Below are 17,195 nucleotides of genomic sequence, written 5' to 3'. Positions count from 1 at the left end.
AAGAGACAGGCCCAATGTCGCGCCTGCAGCCAATGCCGTTCCGGCCGCGGCGCCAGCGCCCAACTGAGGGCCACCGGTGACGATGCCATTGGCAATGCCGGGGCCGAAGATGCCCAGACCAAGCAGCGTCAGCGCGGCGAGCGCGATCGCCATCACCTGTTCGACGGTGGGATCGGCGCCGACGCCTGCGGAGGTAAACTGGCTGAACAGGGTGGTGCCGATGCCGGTGATGACGGCAAGCACGAGCAGCTTGATGCCCGATGAGATGATATGGCCGAGCACCTTCTCGGCCATGAAGGCGGTGCGCCCGAAAAAGGCGAAGGGGAGAAGTACGAAGCCGGCGAGCGTCACCAGCTTGAACTCGATGATGGTGATGAAGACCTGGATGGCGAGGACGAAAAAGGCCAGCACCACGATGGCCCAAGCGAGCAGCAGCACGAGGATCTGCACGAAGTTGGTGAAGAGGCCGACCGGTCCCAGCAGATCGGCGGTGGCGTCGAGCAGCGGCTTGGCGGCGGTGAGGCCGGTCGCGGCGACGGTGCCGGGCTTCATGAAATCCGAGAGCGCCATGCCGCCGCCGGAAGCCTTGAGGCCAAGCCCGGCAAAGCTCTGGAACAGGATGTTGGCGAGGTTCGAGAAATTGCCGATGATGTAAGCGAAGACGCCGATATAGAGCGTCTTGCGAACCAGGCGCTGGAGCACGTCCTCGTCCTGGCCCCAGGCCCAGAACAGGGCGGCGATCGTCACGTCGATGACGATGAGGGTCGAGGAGAGAAAGCCGACCTCGCCGCCGAGCAGGCCGAAGCCTGAATCGATATAGCTGGTGAAGACCGACAGGAAGCTGTCGATGACGCCGGTATCGTTCATTGGGGCTTATCCTCTCCAAAGAAATGGCGCCGCCGCGCTTCCCAGGCAGCCTCGCAGCCGCTGTCGGGCATGGTGAGGGTGCGGCAGCGGGCGAGATTGCGGGTGGCGGGACCGGGTGCACCGCCAGCAGCCGCGCCACCTGCGAGCGCTCTGCTTCCCGGCCCACCTCTTTCCGGCCGCACCATCGCGATGCCGACCGTCACGGCCAGCATCAGTCCGCCGAGCGCGGCCGCGAGCAGAAGTTTGCCCGGCCGCCCCATCTCAATTGCCCCGGAACCGGCGGAAGCGCTCACGGCCTTCCGCCTCGGTGGCCGCATCACGCGCGGCTTGCAGCGTCTGGGCCCGGCCCTGTGCGGCGATCGCAGCCGTCAGGTCGGCGAGCTGCTGCGACTGGAGCGCGAGCAACTGGTTACCGGCCTGGGCGGCCTGCAGCGCGCCACTCGCCGACTGGCTGGCGCCGACCAAGGTGTCGATGCTGGCCCTCGCCCCGTCGATATTGCCGACGACGCCGGCCTGGACCTGAAGCGCATCCTGAAAGGCGCCGACGCTGTCCTTCCAGCGATCCTCGGCATTGGCGACCATCTTCGCCTGCGAGGCGGTGAGGTTCGCGCCACTATAGCGGGACGTGAAGGCGCTCTGGATGTCCTGGACATTATAGGCGATGCGCTGTGCCTGGCTGAGCAACTGGCGCGTCTGCTGCACCTGGGCTTGCAGGGTCGAGAGCGTCGAGACCGGCAGGCTGGTGAGATTCTTCGCCTCGTTGAGGAGGCTGGTCGCCTGATTCTCGATCTGCCTGATCTGGTTGTTGATCTGTTCGAGTGACCGGGCGGCGGTCAGCACATTCTGCGCATAGTTGGTTGGATCATAGACGATCCCGCCGAACTGCGCTTGCGCGGGCGTGGTGAACACAGGCCCGGCCAGAGCGGTCAGGCTGACGATGCCGGCCAGCAGGGCCCGGCGAAACGACGGCGTCTTCATGGATTGAACTCCTCGGGATCGAGCGGCAGGAAGGGATCGTCCAGATCGGACGGGGATGCGGGTTCGGGCAGAAGGCCGGCGGCCCAGTCGAGGCCGCGATGCCGGAGCCAGGCGGCAGCAAAGCCGGCGCGGCCATGGGCGGCGACGAACTCGCCGATCACGCGCTGGTCGGTTTTGGAGGAGGCGGCCGCAAAGGCGAGCGCCACTTCGCCCAGGCCCAGTTCGAACAGCCGGTTGCCGCGCCGCGACTGGCAATAATAATCGCGCTTGGGTGTGGCCCGGCTCAATATCTCGATCTGCCGCGCGTTAAGTCCGAAGCGCTCATAAACGCTGCGGATCTGCGGCTCGGCTGCGCGTTCATTGGGCAGGAAGATACGGGTCGGGCAGCTTTCGATGATCGCCGGGGCAATGCTCGATGTTTCGATATCGGCGAGGCTTTGCGTCGCGAAGATGACGCTGGCGTTCTTTTTGCGTAAGGTTTTCAACCATTCGCGCAACTGCGCGGCGAAAGCCGGGCTATCGAGCACCAGCCAGCCCTCGTCGATGATGATGAGCGTCGGGCGCCCGTCGAGCCGGCCCTCGATGCGGTGGAAGAGATAGGCGAGGACCGCGGCGGCCGAGGCCGCGCCGATCAGCCCCTCGGTTTCGAAGGCCTGGACGGAAGCCTCGCCCAGTTGCTCGGTCTCGGCGTCGAGCAGCCGTCCCCAGGGGCCGCCGACGCAATAGGGCGCCAGCGCCTGCTTCAATTCCTGGGCTTGCAGCAGCACGGCCAGACCCGTGAGCGTGCGCTCCTGAGCGGGCGCGGACGCCAGCGACGTCAGCGCGGTCCAGAGATGCTCCTTGGCGGCAGGATCGATCGAAACACCTTCAACGGCCAGGATCGCGGCCAGCCATTCGGCGGCCCAGGCGCGCTCGCCCGGTTCGTCGATGCGCGCCAGCGGTTGCAGCGCGACGCCATCGCCGACAGCACCACCGCCATCGCCCCCACCATCACCAGAGTGCAGCGCGCCGCCGAGATCCTGCCAGTCGCCGCCCATACCGATTGCGGCGGCGCGGATCGAGCCGCCGAAGTCGAAGGCGAAGATCTGGGCCTGGTCATAGCGGCGGAACTGCATCGCCATCAGCGCCAGCAGCACCGATTTGCCCGCGCCGGTCGGACCAACGATCAACGTATGGCCGACATCGCCGACATGCAGGGAAAGCCGGAACGGGGTCGAGCCTTCGGTCTTGCCATAGAGCAAGGGGGGAGCTGCGAAATGCTCATCCAGTTCCGGCCCCGCCCAGACCGCGGACAGCGGGATCAGGTGGGCGAGATTGAGGGTGGAGATCGGCGGTTGCCGGACATTGGCGTAAACATGACCGGGCAGTGATCCGAGCCAGGCCTCGATGCCATTCATGCCCTCGATCGTGCAGGTGAAATCGCGGCCCTGGATGACCTTCTCGACCAGCCGCAGCTTTTCCGAAGCGAGGGCTGGATCGCGATCCCAGACGGAGACGGTCGCGGTAACATAGGCGATCCCGGCCGCGTCCGCGCCCAGTTCCTGCAAGGCAAGATCGGCATCAGCCGCCTTGTTCGACGCATCGGAATCCATGAGGACCGACTGTTCGTTGGTCATCACCTCCTTGAGGATCGCGGCGAGCGACTTCCTCTTGGCGAACCATTGCCGCCGGATCTTCGTCAACAATTTGGTCGCATCGGTCTTGTCGAGCATGATCGCACGGGTCGACCAGCGATAAGCGAAGGCCTGCCGGTTCAGTTCATCGAGCAGTCCGGGAAAGGTCGCGGTCGGAAAGCCGGTAATGGTGAGTGTGCGCAGGTGATGCTCGCCCAGTTTCGGTTCGAGCCCACCGGTCAGCCCCTCGTCGGTCAGCAGCGCATCGAGATAGGCCGGGGTCTCCGGCACGCGCACGCGCTGGCGCTTGGTCGATACCGTGCTGTGAAGATAGGTGAGCGTGGCACCATCATCGAGCCACGCCACTTCAGGCATGAAGCCCTCGACCAGATGCAGTACCCGATCGGTGCGGTCGATGAAGCTCTTGAGAAGTTCATGCGGATCGACGCCCGATCCCGACCGGCCTTCGTAGAGCCAGCTCTCAGCGCGGGCGCCATCTTCGGCCGGCGGCATCCACAGGAGCGTCAGATGGTAGAAGCTCTCATAATGGGCGCCTTCCTCGCGGAACTGTTCATAGCGTTCCTGATCGACCAGCGCGGAGACCGGATCGGGAAAGGCGCTGTCGGGATAGTCCTGCGCGGGCACGCGGCTCGCCTCGACGAACACGGCCCAGCCCGAACCGAGGCGCCGCAGCGCATTGTTGAGACGCGCGGTCACCGCGACCAGTTCGGCCGGCGTCGCGCTGTCGAGATCGGGGCCGCGGAAACGCAGGCTGCGCTGGAACGAGCCGTCCTTGTTGAGCACCACGCCCTTTGCCACCAGCGCGGCCCAGGGGAGGAAATCGGCGAGGCAGGCGGTCTTGGCGCGATATTCGGAAAGGTTGATCATGGCCGCATCCAGACGGGATATTTGAGGTGACGGCGGGCGACATCGACGAACTGGGGATCGCGGCGCGCGGCCCAGACGGCGAGCGCATGGCCGATGGCCCAGAGCGCGAGGCCCGCGAGCCAGAGCCGCAGGCCGAGGCCCAGCGCGCCGGCGAGCGTGCCGTTGACGATGGCCAGGCTACGCGAGGCGCCGCCCAGCAATATGGGCTCGGACAATGCCCGATGGACCGGCGCCAGATAGCCCGGCACCTCTTCTTCCCGGCCCTCCATCAGACCAGCGCTCCGCCGCCGAAGGAGAAGAAGGACAGGAAGAAGCTCGAAGCCGCAAAGGCGATCGACAAGCCGAAGACGATCTGGATGAGGCGCCGGAACCCGCCCGAGGTATCACCGAAGGCGAGCCCCAGGCCGGTGGCGATGATGATGATCACCGCGACGATCTTGGCGACCGGGCCTTCGATCGACTCCAAAATCGACTGGAGCGGCGCTTCCCAGGGCATGGACGAGCCCGAGGCATAAGCGGGACTGGCGAGCGCGATGAGGCCGATGCCAAGGGCGAGAGGCATGGCGCGCAAGCGACGGGCGGCGCGGCGGGACAGATCGATCATGGTTCTTCTCCGATGTCGGGGGTTGCAGGCGTGAGGCGGTAGTCGCCGAGGGCCGGATCGAGGCCTTCGACGCGCATGAGCTGGGCGAGGCGCCGCCCGGTGCCGTGCCGGACCAGCACGGCGACGAGATCGATGGTCTCGGCGAGCAGCGCCTTGGGCACGGTCACCACGGCTTCCTGGATGAGTTGCTCCATGCGACGCAGCGCACCCACGGCCGTGTTGGCGTGGATCGTGCCGACCCCGCCGGGATGGCCGGTGCCCCAGGCCTTCAAAAGGTCGAGCGCTTCGCTTCCTCGCACCTCACCGATCGGGATGCGGTCGGGTCGCAGGCGCAGCGAAGAGCGCACGAGGTCGGAGAGCGACGCGACGCCATCCTTGGTGCGCATCGCGACGAGATTGGGCGCAGCGCACTGCAGTTCGCGCGTGTCCTCGATCAGCACCACGCGATCGGAAGTCTTGGCGACTTCGGCCAGGAGCGCGTTGGTGAGCGTGGTCTTGCCGGTGCCGGTGCCGCCCGCGACGAGGATGTTGAGCCGCTCGGCGACGCCGCGGCGGAGTACCTCGGCCTCGGCACGGGACATGATGCCCGCCGCGACATAATCGTCGAGCGTAAAGACCGCGACGGCGGGTTTGCGGATCGCAAAGGCCGGCGCGGTCACGACGGGCGGCAGCAGGCCTTCGAATCGCTCGCCGCTTTCCGGCAGTTCGGCCGAGACGCGCGGCGATCCGCTATGGACCTCAGCCCCGACATGATGGGCGACGAGGCGGATGATGCGCTCGCCGTCGGCGGGAGAGAGGCGTTCGCCGCTGTCGCTGATCCCGTCCCCCAGCCGGTCGACCCACAGCCGCCCGTCAGGATTGAGCATCACTTCGATGATGGCGGGATCGGCGAGCCAGGCCGCGATCGAGGCGCCCATGGCAGTGCGCAGCATGCGCGCGCCGCGTGCGTGGACTTCCGATCTCTGGCTGGCTGCGCCCATGACATATCCCCGTTCGAGCGCACCGACGATGATCCGCCCGGCGCGATGGGGATGATTAAGAGACGCAGAAAGCTGCGCGGTTCAACAGCGCGTTGATCGCAGCGAAAGCCAGCGCAGAAAGACAGGCAGTGGCGTACAGGCCGGTCAGGACTTCCCTTGTCCGGCCGCCCCGCAAGGCACCAGCCAGCGCGGTCTGATTCGCGACAATTCGGAATAGAGCGCGTTGATCAGCAGCGGGTCGGACCCAACCGGCGAATAGAGGCCAACGATGCGCGGCTGCTTGTAAAGATCGTTCGTTCCCTGGCCGGTCGCATAGAGGGTGGCGCGCATATTGCCGATGGCAAGGATCGCATTCTCGATCGTGGTCTGGTCGAGCTTGTTCGGCAAAGGTAAGGCGGTGGCGATACTCTTGCCGCTGACGCCGAGCGACTGGACCGTGAGCGTCCCGGTGACCCGTTTCGCTTCAGCTTCCGCGCCGATCGCCGATAAGCCTGCCAGGGTCAGGCCACCCTGCAAGGATAGAATGTCCGCGGAAAGGCGCAGACCGATCCCGACATAGACGGGCACCGTTACCTGTTGATAGTGACCTTCCGCGAATTTCTCGGCTTCCGCCTCCAGGAAACGGGAGCGTGCGAGAGCAACCTCCGCAGGAGCCACAGACTGCAGGGCCGCCTGCATGCCGGTACTGTTGGAGATGACAGCATCATAACCGATGATCTTGCCGCCCATCGGCAAGGGATCGCTGAGCGCAACCGGAACGCTCAAAGTCTGGCCTGGCACCGTCACACGTTTGCGGATGTAGAATATTTCGGGAACCGCATCGGCCTGAATATAGTCAAGCACGGCCTTATACTGGCCGCCCTTGCTGGTGAGCGTCGCTGGACCGAACGTCAGGCTCCCTTTCGTCTGGTCGAATGTCGCGACCGCAAACCGGATCGTCTGGTCAGGCAGTCTGCTGAGAACATCGGCGTTGGCCGTCACATTGCCTCCGCCCGATGTCTCCGTGCAACTGTCCGCACCGCTGGCCTGATCGACCGGCAAGGGATCAAGCGGAACATAGCCGTAAGCCGAAGCCTTCTCGCCCGGTGTTTCGATCCGGCCAATGGAAGCACAGCCTGTCAATGTCGACAGCAAAGGCATGACCAATAGAATCGCGGTCCTTTTCATGATTTTCCTCCCGGATATGTAATGGACGACTCGATCTTTGTCGCTCCAGCATATTGTCGATGCAGACGAGCGAGCAGGCGTTTCAGCGCCCGATTGGGGTTATCATCCAACCAGCAGGCAAAGCTGGTCACATATTCGGGTCCGATCGCGCCCGTCAGTTCATGAAAGATGGTGCCCGCATACTGATCGCCGAGCATGGAATCGAGGCAAAGGCAGATACCGCGTCCTGCGCCGACCATGTTAATGACGCCCCGCGTGCTGATGTCATGGATGACGATGGGCGGTGAGACCTGGAGCGGTGCGAAGCGATCCTCCAGCAGTTCGCGGATCGCATCGCTGGGATCATAGCCTGACACGAGAAACGTCTCGCCGATGAGATCCGGCCATTGCAGCAAGGGACGCGATGCAAGCGGGTGCTCGACCGGCAGGCACAGAATAATCCGTTCCGTCCAAAGCGGGGCGCTCAGTCCCTGAAAATTGGCGGGATTTCCGCGGACGATGGCCAGATCAATCCGCCCGCTCGCCAATGTCTCGAACAACCGATCATGCGACAGTTCGACGGGGAGATGCTGAATATCCGGATAGGCCGGATCGGCGGCGAATAACAATCGATGCAAATCCCCGTTCGCGACGGAGCCATGATAGCCGATGGCGATCTGGCCAGCCTTGCCATCTGCGATGCGTCGCACCGCTCCCACGAGTTGATGGAAGTCCTGGAGAATCTCTGCGGTATGCCGAAGGAATACGCGGCCAGCGGGCGTGGGCACCAGCCGACGCCTTTGCCGTTCGAACACTGGGCATCCCAGTTGGAATTCGAGATCCCGCACGCGCTTGTTGACGGTCTTGGGCAGCATATTGAGCGCGCGGGCTGCTTTTCCGAACGACCCATGCAACTCGACGGCCAGTGCCGTTTCGATCTGTGCTCGCTCGACGCCTGTCCGGACCGAGACCGGATCAATCAGGGCCGGAGGTTTGCCATTGGCCTCGATTTCCTGGATGATCCGAAGCATGGGCGCTATGCTGTTCCAGTCCGACAGGACAGGCAGAAGCCGGCACGATGGCCCGCTGCTCTGACTGCCCGAAAAACCTCGCTCATGGCCTCGTCACCAGTTCCATGATTTTGGGGATGGCGTGGGCGCGCAGCCGGTAGCTGCGTGTCCCGGTCTCGATGAGGTCGGCCGGAAGTCCATGATCCTCCAGCCCGTTGCGCAAATGGCAGACATAGACCTTGATGACATTGGGGGATTTCGACGCAACGCCCGCCGACGAAGCGAGAACCTTCTGATCCACGAACACGTCGGTTTCCTCGATCATTCGCAGCAGGATAGCGGCACCCGGCCGTCCGGCGCGATGGATGCGGTGATGAATGCGCGTCTTGACCAAATCCCGCCAGCATTCCGAGAATTTCCGGTCGGGATGCATGAGTTGCTCTTCAAAGGCGGCCGCGATGTTCCGGATGTTGGCCAGGACATCCTCTGAAGGTGGCGCCTCCAGAGCACGCTTTCTCGTGTGACGCGCCGCAGTTTTTTCCTGTTCTATCCGATCAGCCAAAAGGGTTTGCGCCAAGGTCAGAGCATCGGCCGCCACGCGCACGAGTTGCTTGATCTGATGCAATTCCTGAGGTTCGGTTGGTCCTCTGTCAGCCACCCTATGTTCCTGCCCCGTCCAGATAGGAGGCCGCTTCGCTGCCCGCTTCGAGGCTTGCCGCCTTTGATGGAGCGAATGCGCCATTCAACGCCAACGCAGCGATGATGCCGACAACGCCGAGAAGCTGGAGCAAGAGGAGCGCGATGATGACCCGGCTTCTCCCCGAACGCTCTTCTTTCGCGCGCCGCTTGGACACCTCGAGTTCGATGCTAAGCCGCAGGAGAAGACTTTGAGCATCGTCGAGACGACGGCCGTAGCGTTGATCGAGGCCAGCGACATAGCCGTCGACCAGCGTGCATATATCGCGTGAAACGGCGAGCCGGGTCTCTCGCGCATCATTGATCAGGATATCCGCGATCAATTGCTCCGTGCGGTCGGTGGAGACGCCAGCAGCGGCCAGTAGCTGCCCCAACCCGACATAGGGGTTCGCCCCTGTCTCGGCGCGGCCCTGCGTGATCTTGCCTTCCGCTATCGGATCAAGCACCCCCTGCACAAAGGCGGCTTGATCGCCGCCGCCCGTCACGGTCGCACGATCGAACGGGTCCGAACTCAGCCGGGACATTTCAGCGCCAGCCGGCGATCAAGCAATTGGGAGCGTTGTTCCAGCGTAAGCGCTGCGCCATGGGTCGTCTCGATCTCGGCATAGACGTCGCAGGCCTGCGCGCTATTGGCTGGCCCCATGTCCGTCAGGGCTTGTCCGAGCGCAAACAGGTCGTCGATAATGAACGGCGCATTGGGAGCCTTCTCATACAGTTCGAGAAAGAGTTGTGCCGCCTGCGCGTGTTTGCCCTGTCCCTGAAAAGCCCGGCCAAGCTGAAAGCGAGCCTCGCTGGCGCGGGGATCGGCAGGCCAGGCCGCGACGAAGCTGTCGAAAGCAAGCTCGGCCCTCGGCCAGTCCTGCCGCTCGGCATAGAGCATCGCCTGCCCAAAGCGATCGTCAGCGCTGAGCGGCTGCGCAGCAGTTGCGACCGGCTGCGGAATAGATGCCGGCGGCGGCGCAGGTACGGCCGCCTGGCGTTCCACCGCATCGAGCCTTGCCTCGGTATCGCCTTTCATGGTCTGCACCTGGGCCATACCGGTGACGAGCGCGCGGTGATCCTGTTCCTGGGCGGAAATGAGCCCCGAGAGTGCCCGCTCCAGAGCGGCGAGCCTGCGATCGAGCTGCATCAGGGCATCGATCGATACAGACTGGTCTGATGCAGTGCTCGCGGCTCCCCTGGCTGATCCTCCTGTTTCGAGTAGCGCCACCTTCTGCTCGACCTGCCGCAGGCGCTGCTCGATGGCGCCCAGGCTTTGCGCATGCGCCACGCCCGCAAACGACAGCGGCGCGAGCACCGCCGCCGCCCATTTAAGCGCAAGGCTTTTGCTCGGAAACCAAGGCGAAAGCCGGTAGCGCATCAGAAGCGGAATCCCACGCCTGCGCCCATGATGATCGAGCGCATCCTGTGCGAAACGGTCTGGCTGGTCCCGCCCTGGTCGAGCGTGAGCTTCGAATTGGCGCCGAGATATTTGGCGTCAATGTTGATGTAGAGTTGCTCGTTAATCGCGATGTCAGCGCCGACCTGTGCGACCGGTGCGAGGCCGCCCTTGATATCCGCCGAATAAGAAATTCCCGGCGTCACCACACGGTTGGTGAGGACTTCTCCCGCCTTTTCGCTGTAGAAATTGGCATAGGAAAGTCCCACGCCCACATAAGGTCGGAACTGCTTGGAAGCTGGCATCAGATGATATTGCAGCATGGCGGTCGGGGTGATCAGACCGGCCGATACAAGGGTCTTTCCGCTCCTGTCCTTGATATCATAGGGCGCGCCGCCGAGGGTCAACTCGGTCGCGAGGTGATCGGTCATGAAGAAGGTGAGGCTCGCTTCACCACCCGGCGCCGCCTTTGCCTTTGCGGAGACCGGCGTGCCGCCCACATCGACCGTGACAACACTGCTACCCGTGCGCAGGACATACCCGCCCCGGATCTTGATCAGCATGTCGCCGGGCTCGGCTGCTGCGGGTGTCGATAGAGCCATCGCGGCCAAGGCCGCCAGCGCTAAAGTAACAGAACGCATCTTTGATTCCCCCTTATGGTCTGGACAGGCCGGGGAGACCGAGAAGCACGGTCTCGCCTCGGCGATTCTGGCATTGGCTGGCCTCATCGCTGCCGGTCGCGACCGGACGCTCCCTGCCGAAAGAGGTCACGAAAAGCCTTTGGGGCGCGACACCACGCGCGGTGAGGTAGAATTTCATGGCAGCGGCGCGCTTTTCGCCGAGCGCGAACTGCTGTTCGCGCGGCGCCAGTTCGTCGGCATGTCCCTGGAGCGAAGCCCGTATATCCGGGTGGGCACGCAACCACGCCGCCTGCCGGTCGAGAACCGCGCGGGCGATAGGCGTCAGTTCGGCACTGCCTCGTCCGAACAGGATGCGGATCGTGCCTGCATAGCGTTCGAAATCCTCCATCGTCGCGGGCGTATCGGCGTCACGTATCTCCTGGGCGGGCAAATTGTTCTCGCGCGAGGCGAGCGGCTCAGGCGACGGCCCCTGAAATTCGAACAGCGGCGGCGGCAACAAAGGCTGCGTCGGCCGCTGACAGGAGGCGAGCGCGCCGCACAGAACGAGGCAGGCCAGACCGCGGCCAGTACGTATCCACCGAGCTCTCATGGACGCTTCCCCGACCAGGCCGGCTCCGAGGCCGCTGCGCCGGTTGCAACCGGCTGCTGCACTTTTCCGGTCAGATCGGTCAGCCAGATCGTCGGCAGCATGGCGCCAGCGGCGGTGCGCTGGAACATGATGGCACGCCCACTCATGCCCCAGCTCGGGTCTTCGTCGCGGCTGCCCGATGTGAGTATCCGCTCTTTGGATCCATCGGGTTTCATGATCCCGATGCGGAGCGCTCCACCGTCGATCTGAGTGAAGGCAATGAGGTCGCCGCGCGGGCTCCAGACCGGCGAGGCATGGCCGCCTGCGCCAAAGCTGACGCGACGCTGATCGCTGCCGTCCGGTGCCATGACGTAGAGCTGGGAATCGCCGGAACGGTTCGACTCGAAGACGATCGCACTCCCGTCCGGCGCGAAGCTGGGACTGGTATCGGTTCCTGCTCCGCTGGTGAGCTGGCGCACGCTGTTGCTGGCCAGGTTAACGGCATAGATGTCCGCATCGCCGTCATAGGCGAGGGAGAAGACGATGGTCGCACCGTCCGGTGAGAAACGCGGAGCGGACGGAACGCCTGCTGGTAGCTTGAGTGCGGTCGTGGAGCCGCTGTCCAGATCGGCAACGACGAGCCTCGGGGCGGCGGCATCGACATAGGACAGAAAGACAATGCGCCGGCTTCCTGGACCGAAACGCGGCGTAGCGACGAGTTCCTTGCCCTGGGTCAGTTCGGTCGGGTTGGCGCCGTCATAGTCCATCGACACCAACCGGGTGCGCTGGCCGGGAATCGCTCCGTCCTGCGCAGCGACGAGCATCCTCGTATCGAAATGGCCTGGATCTCCGGTGGTAAAGGCGAAGACCATATCGGCGCATTTATGGGCGGCCCGCCGCCATTGCGCCGTCGCGACGATGATGCGCTGCGAGGCTTCGACATGGGCACCAAAGACATCGTAAAGCGCGCAGTCATAGGCCAGCAGATTGTTTCCGGCAGGTCGCGCGCGTCCAATAACTAGCGCCTGTGCGCCTGCGCGTGCAAAGGGGGCAAACGCGATCTCGTCTGCGATCGCATAGTGTCCATCGAAGGGTACAAGCCGATAGAGGCCTGTCGAAACCAGATCGGCCCGCACGATTTTCGCCAGGGCCGCACCAGCATCCTCGCCACCGGCAACGTCCGGAATGCTGCCACTCAGAATATCGGGTACGGCAATCAGCAAAGGTGAAGCCACGCCTTGCGTGATATCGACATGGAGCGGTCCTTCGGCCCGGAGCGGAGACGCCAGAGCGACGAGCGGGACGAGAACCGCAGAAAGGATCGACCGTCTCATGATATGTCTCTCGGATCGAAATTGAGCTCGACGTCAGCCCAGGCGTCATAGAGTTCGGGCGGAAGCCGCAGCGGCGCGCAACGCAGGATGGCGCGCCGGACGCTCCCGGCAAGCGCATTGGCATATGCACCATTGGCTGCGGTCTGACCGCCGATGCGGGACAGAGCCGGCGTGCCGAGCACGCCCCCGTCCCGGCCAAGTCTGATCCGCATGACTATAGTGACGTGGCCGCTATTGTCTTCCGCCTGCGGCGGGTTCCAGCAGGGGGTGATCTGCGAGCGGATCATATCGGCGAGGTTGGTGCGCTGCCGGATCGAAAGGCCCGCCACGCCTTTGGGCACGGCCTGCCCGATCGCGGAGCCAATCGCTGCGGAATTGAGACGCGGCCGCGGTGCCGGCCCGGCGGTCTGCCCGAGCGAGCGGGCCAGCGCGGCCGCATCAAGACGACGCGGCGACGATGGTGCTGGTGTTGCTGCAGGCGCTACGGCGGATGGCGCTGAAACGGGGGAAGCAATACGCGTGGGCGCCGGCGCCGGGGGTAAAGGTGGCGCCGGCGCCGCCGACTGCGGTCTGGCGACCGGGCCGGGTCCAAGTGCGGGCATCGGTGGCGCGCTTGTTGGCGAGGGAGGCGAAACGGCTTGCGCCGTCATGGGCTGCGGCGCCGGCGATGGAGCGGGCACAGCCTGAACGGAAGATGCTTCAACGGAAGCGGCGACGGCTGGTTCGACCTCGGCACCACGAACGTGTTCGACATGCTGCTGCTGCGCAAGCGCGGGGTCAGGCAGCGGCATGGCATGGTCGAGATCGACAATTTCGATCGCCATGCCGGCGGGCGGCGGCACGAAATCGCGCGCGCGAAAGGTCACCAGCGACAGCAAGGCCAGCAATCCCAGGTGGAGGAGAAACGAAACGAAGGAAGGCAGACGCGCATTCACGGCCCTTCCTTCTGGTCGCTGGGCAGGCGCGAGTCCGAAAGGAAGGCGACCTTCGAGAAGCCTGCGGCGCCAACCTCGGCGACGATCTGCATGACCGTCCCATAAGCAAGAGTGCGATCCGCGCGCACGAAGACCCTCAGGCTGGCTGGATCGACGGAAGCCTGCGCCAGTTGGCGCAGGGTATCGCCGAATGCCTCACGGGCAACCACGGCGTCACCGATGAACAGGTCACCCGTGGCATCGATCGTGATCATCAGCGGCTTGCTGTCGGAGGCGAGCTCGCGCGTACGTGCTTCGGGCAGATCGACCTTCACGCCGGTCGCGACCAGCGGCGCGGTGATCATGAAGATCACCAGCAGCACGAGCATCACATCGACTAGCGGGGTGACGTTGGTCTCGCTCAGCAGCGGCCCATGGGGCGGACGGCCCCGGGCGATTGGGCCTGACGCGAGGGTCATCGGAAATAGTCCTTAAATGAGCCGCCTCTGCCAGCGCCGGACGCCATAGGCATCGGCGAAGCGCGGGAGACGGGCGCAACCTGATGAAATTCTGCTATTCAAAAAGAAAGTCCGGCGCGCGCCCAAGGACACGCGCCGGCATTCCTTTTAATGCGTCACCGCGACGTTCACGTTGGTCCCACCGATGGTGAGCGTGTTGGTCGCGCTGTTGCCATAAGCCGCCGATGCCAAGCTGTTGCCGTTGATCGACAGGCTGGCATTGGTCACTCCGCCGGTGTTGCCAGCGCCAGTCGCCACCGCATTGATCGCAAGCGCGCCAGTGGTGATACCTATGGTCGCATTGATCGCGCCGGTATTGCTCTGGTTGCTGGCGATGGCGGAGGTGGTCGGCACTGCGCCCGTAGCCGGGCTGTTGAGCGCCATCAGGGTCAGCGAGTTGGTCGCGGCGTTGCCATAGGCCACCGAGACCGCGCTGTTGCCGTTAACAGTCACCGCCGAATTGGTGACCGAAGCCGCCGTTCCGAGGTTGTTGAACGAGGCTCCATAAGTGACGTTCGCCGCCGCCGTGATGGCGCCGGCATTGCTCTGCTCGTTCATCACGGCGAAGCTCGCCGAGACATTATCATCCCGCGTTGCGGTCAGCGAAGCGGAGCCACCAGCACTCGTATTGGCGAAGCTGGTCGCCGATGCCGAGAGCGCGTTGGTGGCGTTGTTGCCGCCGGCGCGCGCCGAGGTGCTGTTGCTGTTGAGCGCCACCGAGCTGCTGTCCAGCGGGCTCGGATCCGTTCCGGTGGCCGCATCATAGCCAGCCAGAACGACATCCGCCTTGGTCGTGGCATTCGCCGTGACCGCACCGCCGCTGCTCTGCAGGTTCATGACGCCCGCTGACGCCGTGTCGGAATTGCCCGACAGGGTCAGCGAATTCGTCGCCCGGTTGGCAAGGGCCGTCGCAGAGGTGGCGTTACCGCTGAGATCGACCGTGCTCTGGTTGATGCCGTTGGTTGCGAACTGGGGTTGTGCCGTCGCGCCGCCGTCATTGTTCCAGATATTGGTAGTCGCCGTCGCGGTGACCGGGTTGGTGGTCACCAACTGCGAGTTGCCGACGACATAGTCAGCAGCTGCACTGTAGGTGGTGATGGTCCCCCCGAGCGAGGCGTTGGCACCGCCAGCCGTTGTCGAGGACAGGCTGGTATCGGCCGCAACAATCATGCTGTTGGTCGCCGCGTTGACCGTCGTCGACGCCGTATTGCTGTTGTTGTCCAGCGCCAGCGTCGATGTGCTGTTTCCGGCAGGCGCCGCAGCGGTCATCGTAGAGGTCGCGGAGAATGCAGCACTGCCCGTTGCCCGCTGAACCGACTGCAAGGCACCATTGGTGGAGACGCTTCCGCCTTCTAGCGCCATGCTGTTGGCGGCGGTGTTGCCCATGGTCGTTGCCGACTGCGTGTTGCCAGAGACGGACAAGGTGCTGCCGGTGATGTCGCTGGTGGCGTCCACTGCCGCAGGAGCGCCGGCGCCCAGCGTCACGATATCGTAGGTGCCGGTAACCGCTGTCGTTTCAGCGCCGCTCACAGTCTGGATGCTGGCGAGCGCGTGATCCGCAACTGCGGTGACCTCGGTCCCCGAAGTGTGGTACGGCGTTGCCGTCGCACCGCTGGTGGTGTCCGAAGCCAGCAGCGTGCTGCTGCCGGTCACGTTGACGCTGTTAGTTGCGGCGTTGCCGGTGGTCGCGCCGGAGATGGCGTTTCCTTCCACCAAGACGCTGCTGTTGGCGATATCCCGACCGACCGTGACGTTGGCACCGCTGAAGGTCGAGATGGTGGCGCCCAGAGCACCCGAGCTGGTCTGGTTATTGGCCAGAGCCGAAGTCGTGGTAACATTGGTCGCATCGAGCGCAATGCTGTTGGTGCCGGCGTTGCCGGTGACCGTCGAGCTTTCCTTGTTGTCGGACACCGAGACCGTGCTGGCACTGACATCGCTCAGAATCGGATCGGTGACGCCTGTCGCCGACACGCCGAACAGAGCGCCGACCGTGCTCGAAAGCGCACCGGTATTGGCCTGCTTGCTCGATACGGCCATGTCCGCCGCTGCAACGCCATCGCTATTGGCCGAAGCAACAGACGAGTTGCTGACCCCATTGCCACGGGTCAGGTTGGTGGCGCTTGCCGCCAGAGCATTGGTGGCGCTGTTGCCCCTGGCCGAGCCGCTCGTGCTGTTGCCGTCCACGGTCACACTGCTGTTGGCAATGTCGTTGCCAACGGTGACCAGCACACCGCCCGATTTCGCGGTGGCGTTGCCGATCAATGCCGTAGCAGTACCGTTCATGGTCTGGTCACTGGCAATAGCAGCGCTGGTGCCCAGGTTCGTCCCCGACAGCGTGATCGCATTGCCGGTGCCGAGCGTCGCATTGCCTGCCGCATTGGCCGCGAGGCTGTTGCCGTCCGACGTCACGCTCGAGCTGGTCAGGCTGCCGCTGATCGCCGTGCTGACCGAGGTGCTCTTGGTGGGTGTGCCGAAGCTGTCGACGAGGCCCGCCTGCACGCTGGTGCCGGAAGCCACCGACTGCTCGTTTGCCACCGCGAAGGCAGCATTGGCGGTCGACACAACCCCGTTAACGCCAGCAGAGGGCACTTCCGTGCCCAGCGTGTTGATGGTGGTGGCCGAGGCGGTGATGGCGTTGCCACCCCGGTTGGCCGCCGCATCGGCAAGCACGCTGTTGTTCGATGCCGTGATGGCGGAGCTGCCGATCACATCGCCGTCGATCGCGTTGGAAACGATCGGGCCATCCGAACCTGCGCCGCCGACCTGCGCCACGATCGTCTGCGTGCCGGTGGCGACAGTCACGTCCTGCTGCGAGGCGATCGCCGCGACTGTGCCGGTGGATGGCGACGCGAGGCTACCCGTCGCAATGCTGTTGGCGTCGATCGTGGTCGCGTTCGAAACCTCGTTGCCGCGCGCCAGAGCGCGAGCCGAGTTGCTGTCGTTGGCCAACGTCGAGCCGGTCACATTGCCGGTGACAGTGGCCAAATATCCTGCGGTGCCTGCCGCATCATCAACCGAAGCGGTAACGGTCTTGGCGCCAGCGCTGGTAACCGCCAGTTC

Annotated in this window: 18 protein-coding genes; all 18 read right to left on the bottom strand. The window is 64.4% G+C overall.

Going from position 1 to position 17,195, the window contains the following annotated elements; translation table 11 throughout:
• A partial coding sequence (trbL, locus tag EBBID32_RS11395; RefSeq protein WP_037490219.1) for a P-type conjugative transfer protein TrbL occupies positions 1–867 on the bottom strand: 867 nt, incomplete at its 3' end.
• Positions 864–1,160: a putative entry exclusion protein TrbK-alt gene (gene trbK-alt / locus EBBID32_RS11390; protein ID WP_196805639.1), complete on the bottom strand. Its 297-nt coding sequence runs from the start codon at positions 1,158–1,160 to the stop codon at positions 864–866. The genes trbL and trbK-alt, both read right to left, overlap by 4 nt.
• Positions 1,129–1,845 (bottom strand): P-type conjugative transfer protein TrbJ, encoded by a 717-nt coding sequence (trbJ, locus tag EBBID32_RS11385; protein WP_006956960.1) that lies wholly within the window; start codon positions 1,843–1,845, stop codon positions 1,129–1,131. Before trbJ ends, trbK-alt begins: the two co-directional genes overlap by 32 nt.
• Complete coding sequence (gene trbE, locus EBBID32_RS11380; RefSeq protein WP_006956957.1) at positions 1,842–4,346, bottom strand: conjugal transfer protein TrbE; 2,505 nt, start codon at positions 4,344–4,346, stop codon at positions 1,842–1,844. Before trbE ends, trbJ begins: the two co-directional genes overlap by 4 nt.
• Positions 4,343–4,615, bottom strand: coding sequence for a VirB3 family type IV secretion system protein (locus EBBID32_RS11375; RefSeq protein WP_006956956.1), 273 nt, complete (start codon positions 4,613–4,615; stop codon positions 4,343–4,345). The genes trbE and EBBID32_RS11375 overlap by 4 nt, the downstream gene beginning before the upstream one ends.
• Positions 4,615–4,950 (bottom strand): TrbC/VirB2 family protein, encoded by a 336-nt coding sequence (locus EBBID32_RS11370; RefSeq protein ID WP_006956954.1) that lies wholly within the window; start codon positions 4,948–4,950, stop codon positions 4,615–4,617. The genes EBBID32_RS11375 and EBBID32_RS11370 overlap by 1 nt, the downstream gene beginning before the upstream one ends.
• The gene (trbB, locus tag EBBID32_RS11365; RefSeq protein ID WP_006956952.1) at positions 4,947–5,930 is read right to left on the bottom strand and encodes a P-type conjugative transfer ATPase TrbB; all 984 of its coding nucleotides are present in this window, start codon (positions 5,928–5,930) and stop codon (positions 4,947–4,949) included. The genes EBBID32_RS11370 and trbB overlap by 4 nt, the downstream gene beginning before the upstream one ends.
• 144 nt (positions 5,931–6,074) lie before the next feature.
• On the bottom strand, positions 6,075–7,097 hold the full coding sequence (locus EBBID32_RS23225) for a hypothetical protein (RefSeq protein WP_156022536.1): 1,023 nt from the start codon (positions 7,095–7,097) through the stop codon (positions 6,075–6,077).
• A complete protein-coding gene (locus tag EBBID32_RS11355; RefSeq protein ID WP_006956944.1) occupies positions 7,094–8,107 on the bottom strand; it encodes a LysR family transcriptional regulator in 1,014 nt (337 codons plus the stop codon). Before EBBID32_RS11355 ends, EBBID32_RS23225 begins: the two co-directional genes overlap by 4 nt.
• Before the next feature lie 82 nt (positions 8,108–8,189).
• Positions 8,190–8,744: a hypothetical protein gene (locus EBBID32_RS11350; RefSeq protein WP_006956943.1), complete on the bottom strand. Its 555-nt coding sequence runs from the start codon at positions 8,742–8,744 to the stop codon at positions 8,190–8,192.
• Position 8,745: 1 nt separating this feature from the next.
• Positions 8,746–9,306, bottom strand: coding sequence for a hypothetical protein (locus EBBID32_RS11345; protein WP_006956941.1), 561 nt, complete (start codon positions 9,304–9,306; stop codon positions 8,746–8,748).
• On the bottom strand, positions 9,294–10,142 hold the full coding sequence (locus tag EBBID32_RS11340) for a tetratricopeptide repeat protein (RefSeq protein ID WP_006956938.1): 849 nt from the start codon (positions 10,140–10,142) through the stop codon (positions 9,294–9,296). Before EBBID32_RS11340 ends, EBBID32_RS11345 begins: the two co-directional genes overlap by 13 nt.
• Complete coding sequence (locus tag EBBID32_RS11335) at positions 10,142–10,801, bottom strand: OmpW/AlkL family protein (protein ID WP_006956936.1); 660 nt, start codon at positions 10,799–10,801, stop codon at positions 10,142–10,144. Before EBBID32_RS11335 ends, EBBID32_RS11340 begins: the two co-directional genes overlap by 1 nt.
• 13 nt (positions 10,802–10,814) lie before the next feature.
• Positions 10,815–11,390: an OmpA family protein gene (locus EBBID32_RS11330; RefSeq protein ID WP_081628077.1), complete on the bottom strand. Its 576-nt coding sequence runs from the start codon at positions 11,388–11,390 to the stop codon at positions 10,815–10,817.
• Entirely contained in the window at positions 11,387–12,703 is a 1,317-nt protein-coding gene (tolB, locus tag EBBID32_RS11325) for a Tol-Pal system protein TolB (protein ID WP_006956932.1), read from the bottom strand. The genes EBBID32_RS11330 and tolB overlap by 4 nt, the downstream gene beginning before the upstream one ends.
• Positions 12,700–13,638, bottom strand: coding sequence for a cell envelope integrity protein TolA (locus EBBID32_RS11320; protein WP_006956930.1), 939 nt, complete (start codon positions 13,636–13,638; stop codon positions 12,700–12,702). The genes tolB and EBBID32_RS11320 overlap by 4 nt, the downstream gene beginning before the upstream one ends.
• A complete protein-coding gene (locus EBBID32_RS11315; protein ID WP_006956929.1) occupies positions 13,635–14,096 on the bottom strand; it encodes a biopolymer transporter ExbD in 462 nt (153 codons plus the stop codon). The genes EBBID32_RS11320 and EBBID32_RS11315 overlap by 4 nt, the downstream gene beginning before the upstream one ends.
• Positions 14,097–14,243: 147 nt before the next feature.
• On the bottom strand, positions 14,244–17,195 hold a 2,952-nt coding region (locus EBBID32_RS24565; protein WP_037490213.1), incomplete at its 5' end, for a beta strand repeat-containing protein.

This window comes from Sphingobium indicum BiD32 (assembly GCF_000382885.1).
GTDB classification, from domain to species: domain Bacteria; phylum Pseudomonadota; class Alphaproteobacteria; order Sphingomonadales; family Sphingomonadaceae; genus Sphingobium; species Sphingobium japonicum_C.
The sequence above is the reverse complement of the archived record's forward strand: the minus strand, read 5'-3'. Positions and strand labels throughout refer to the sequence as shown.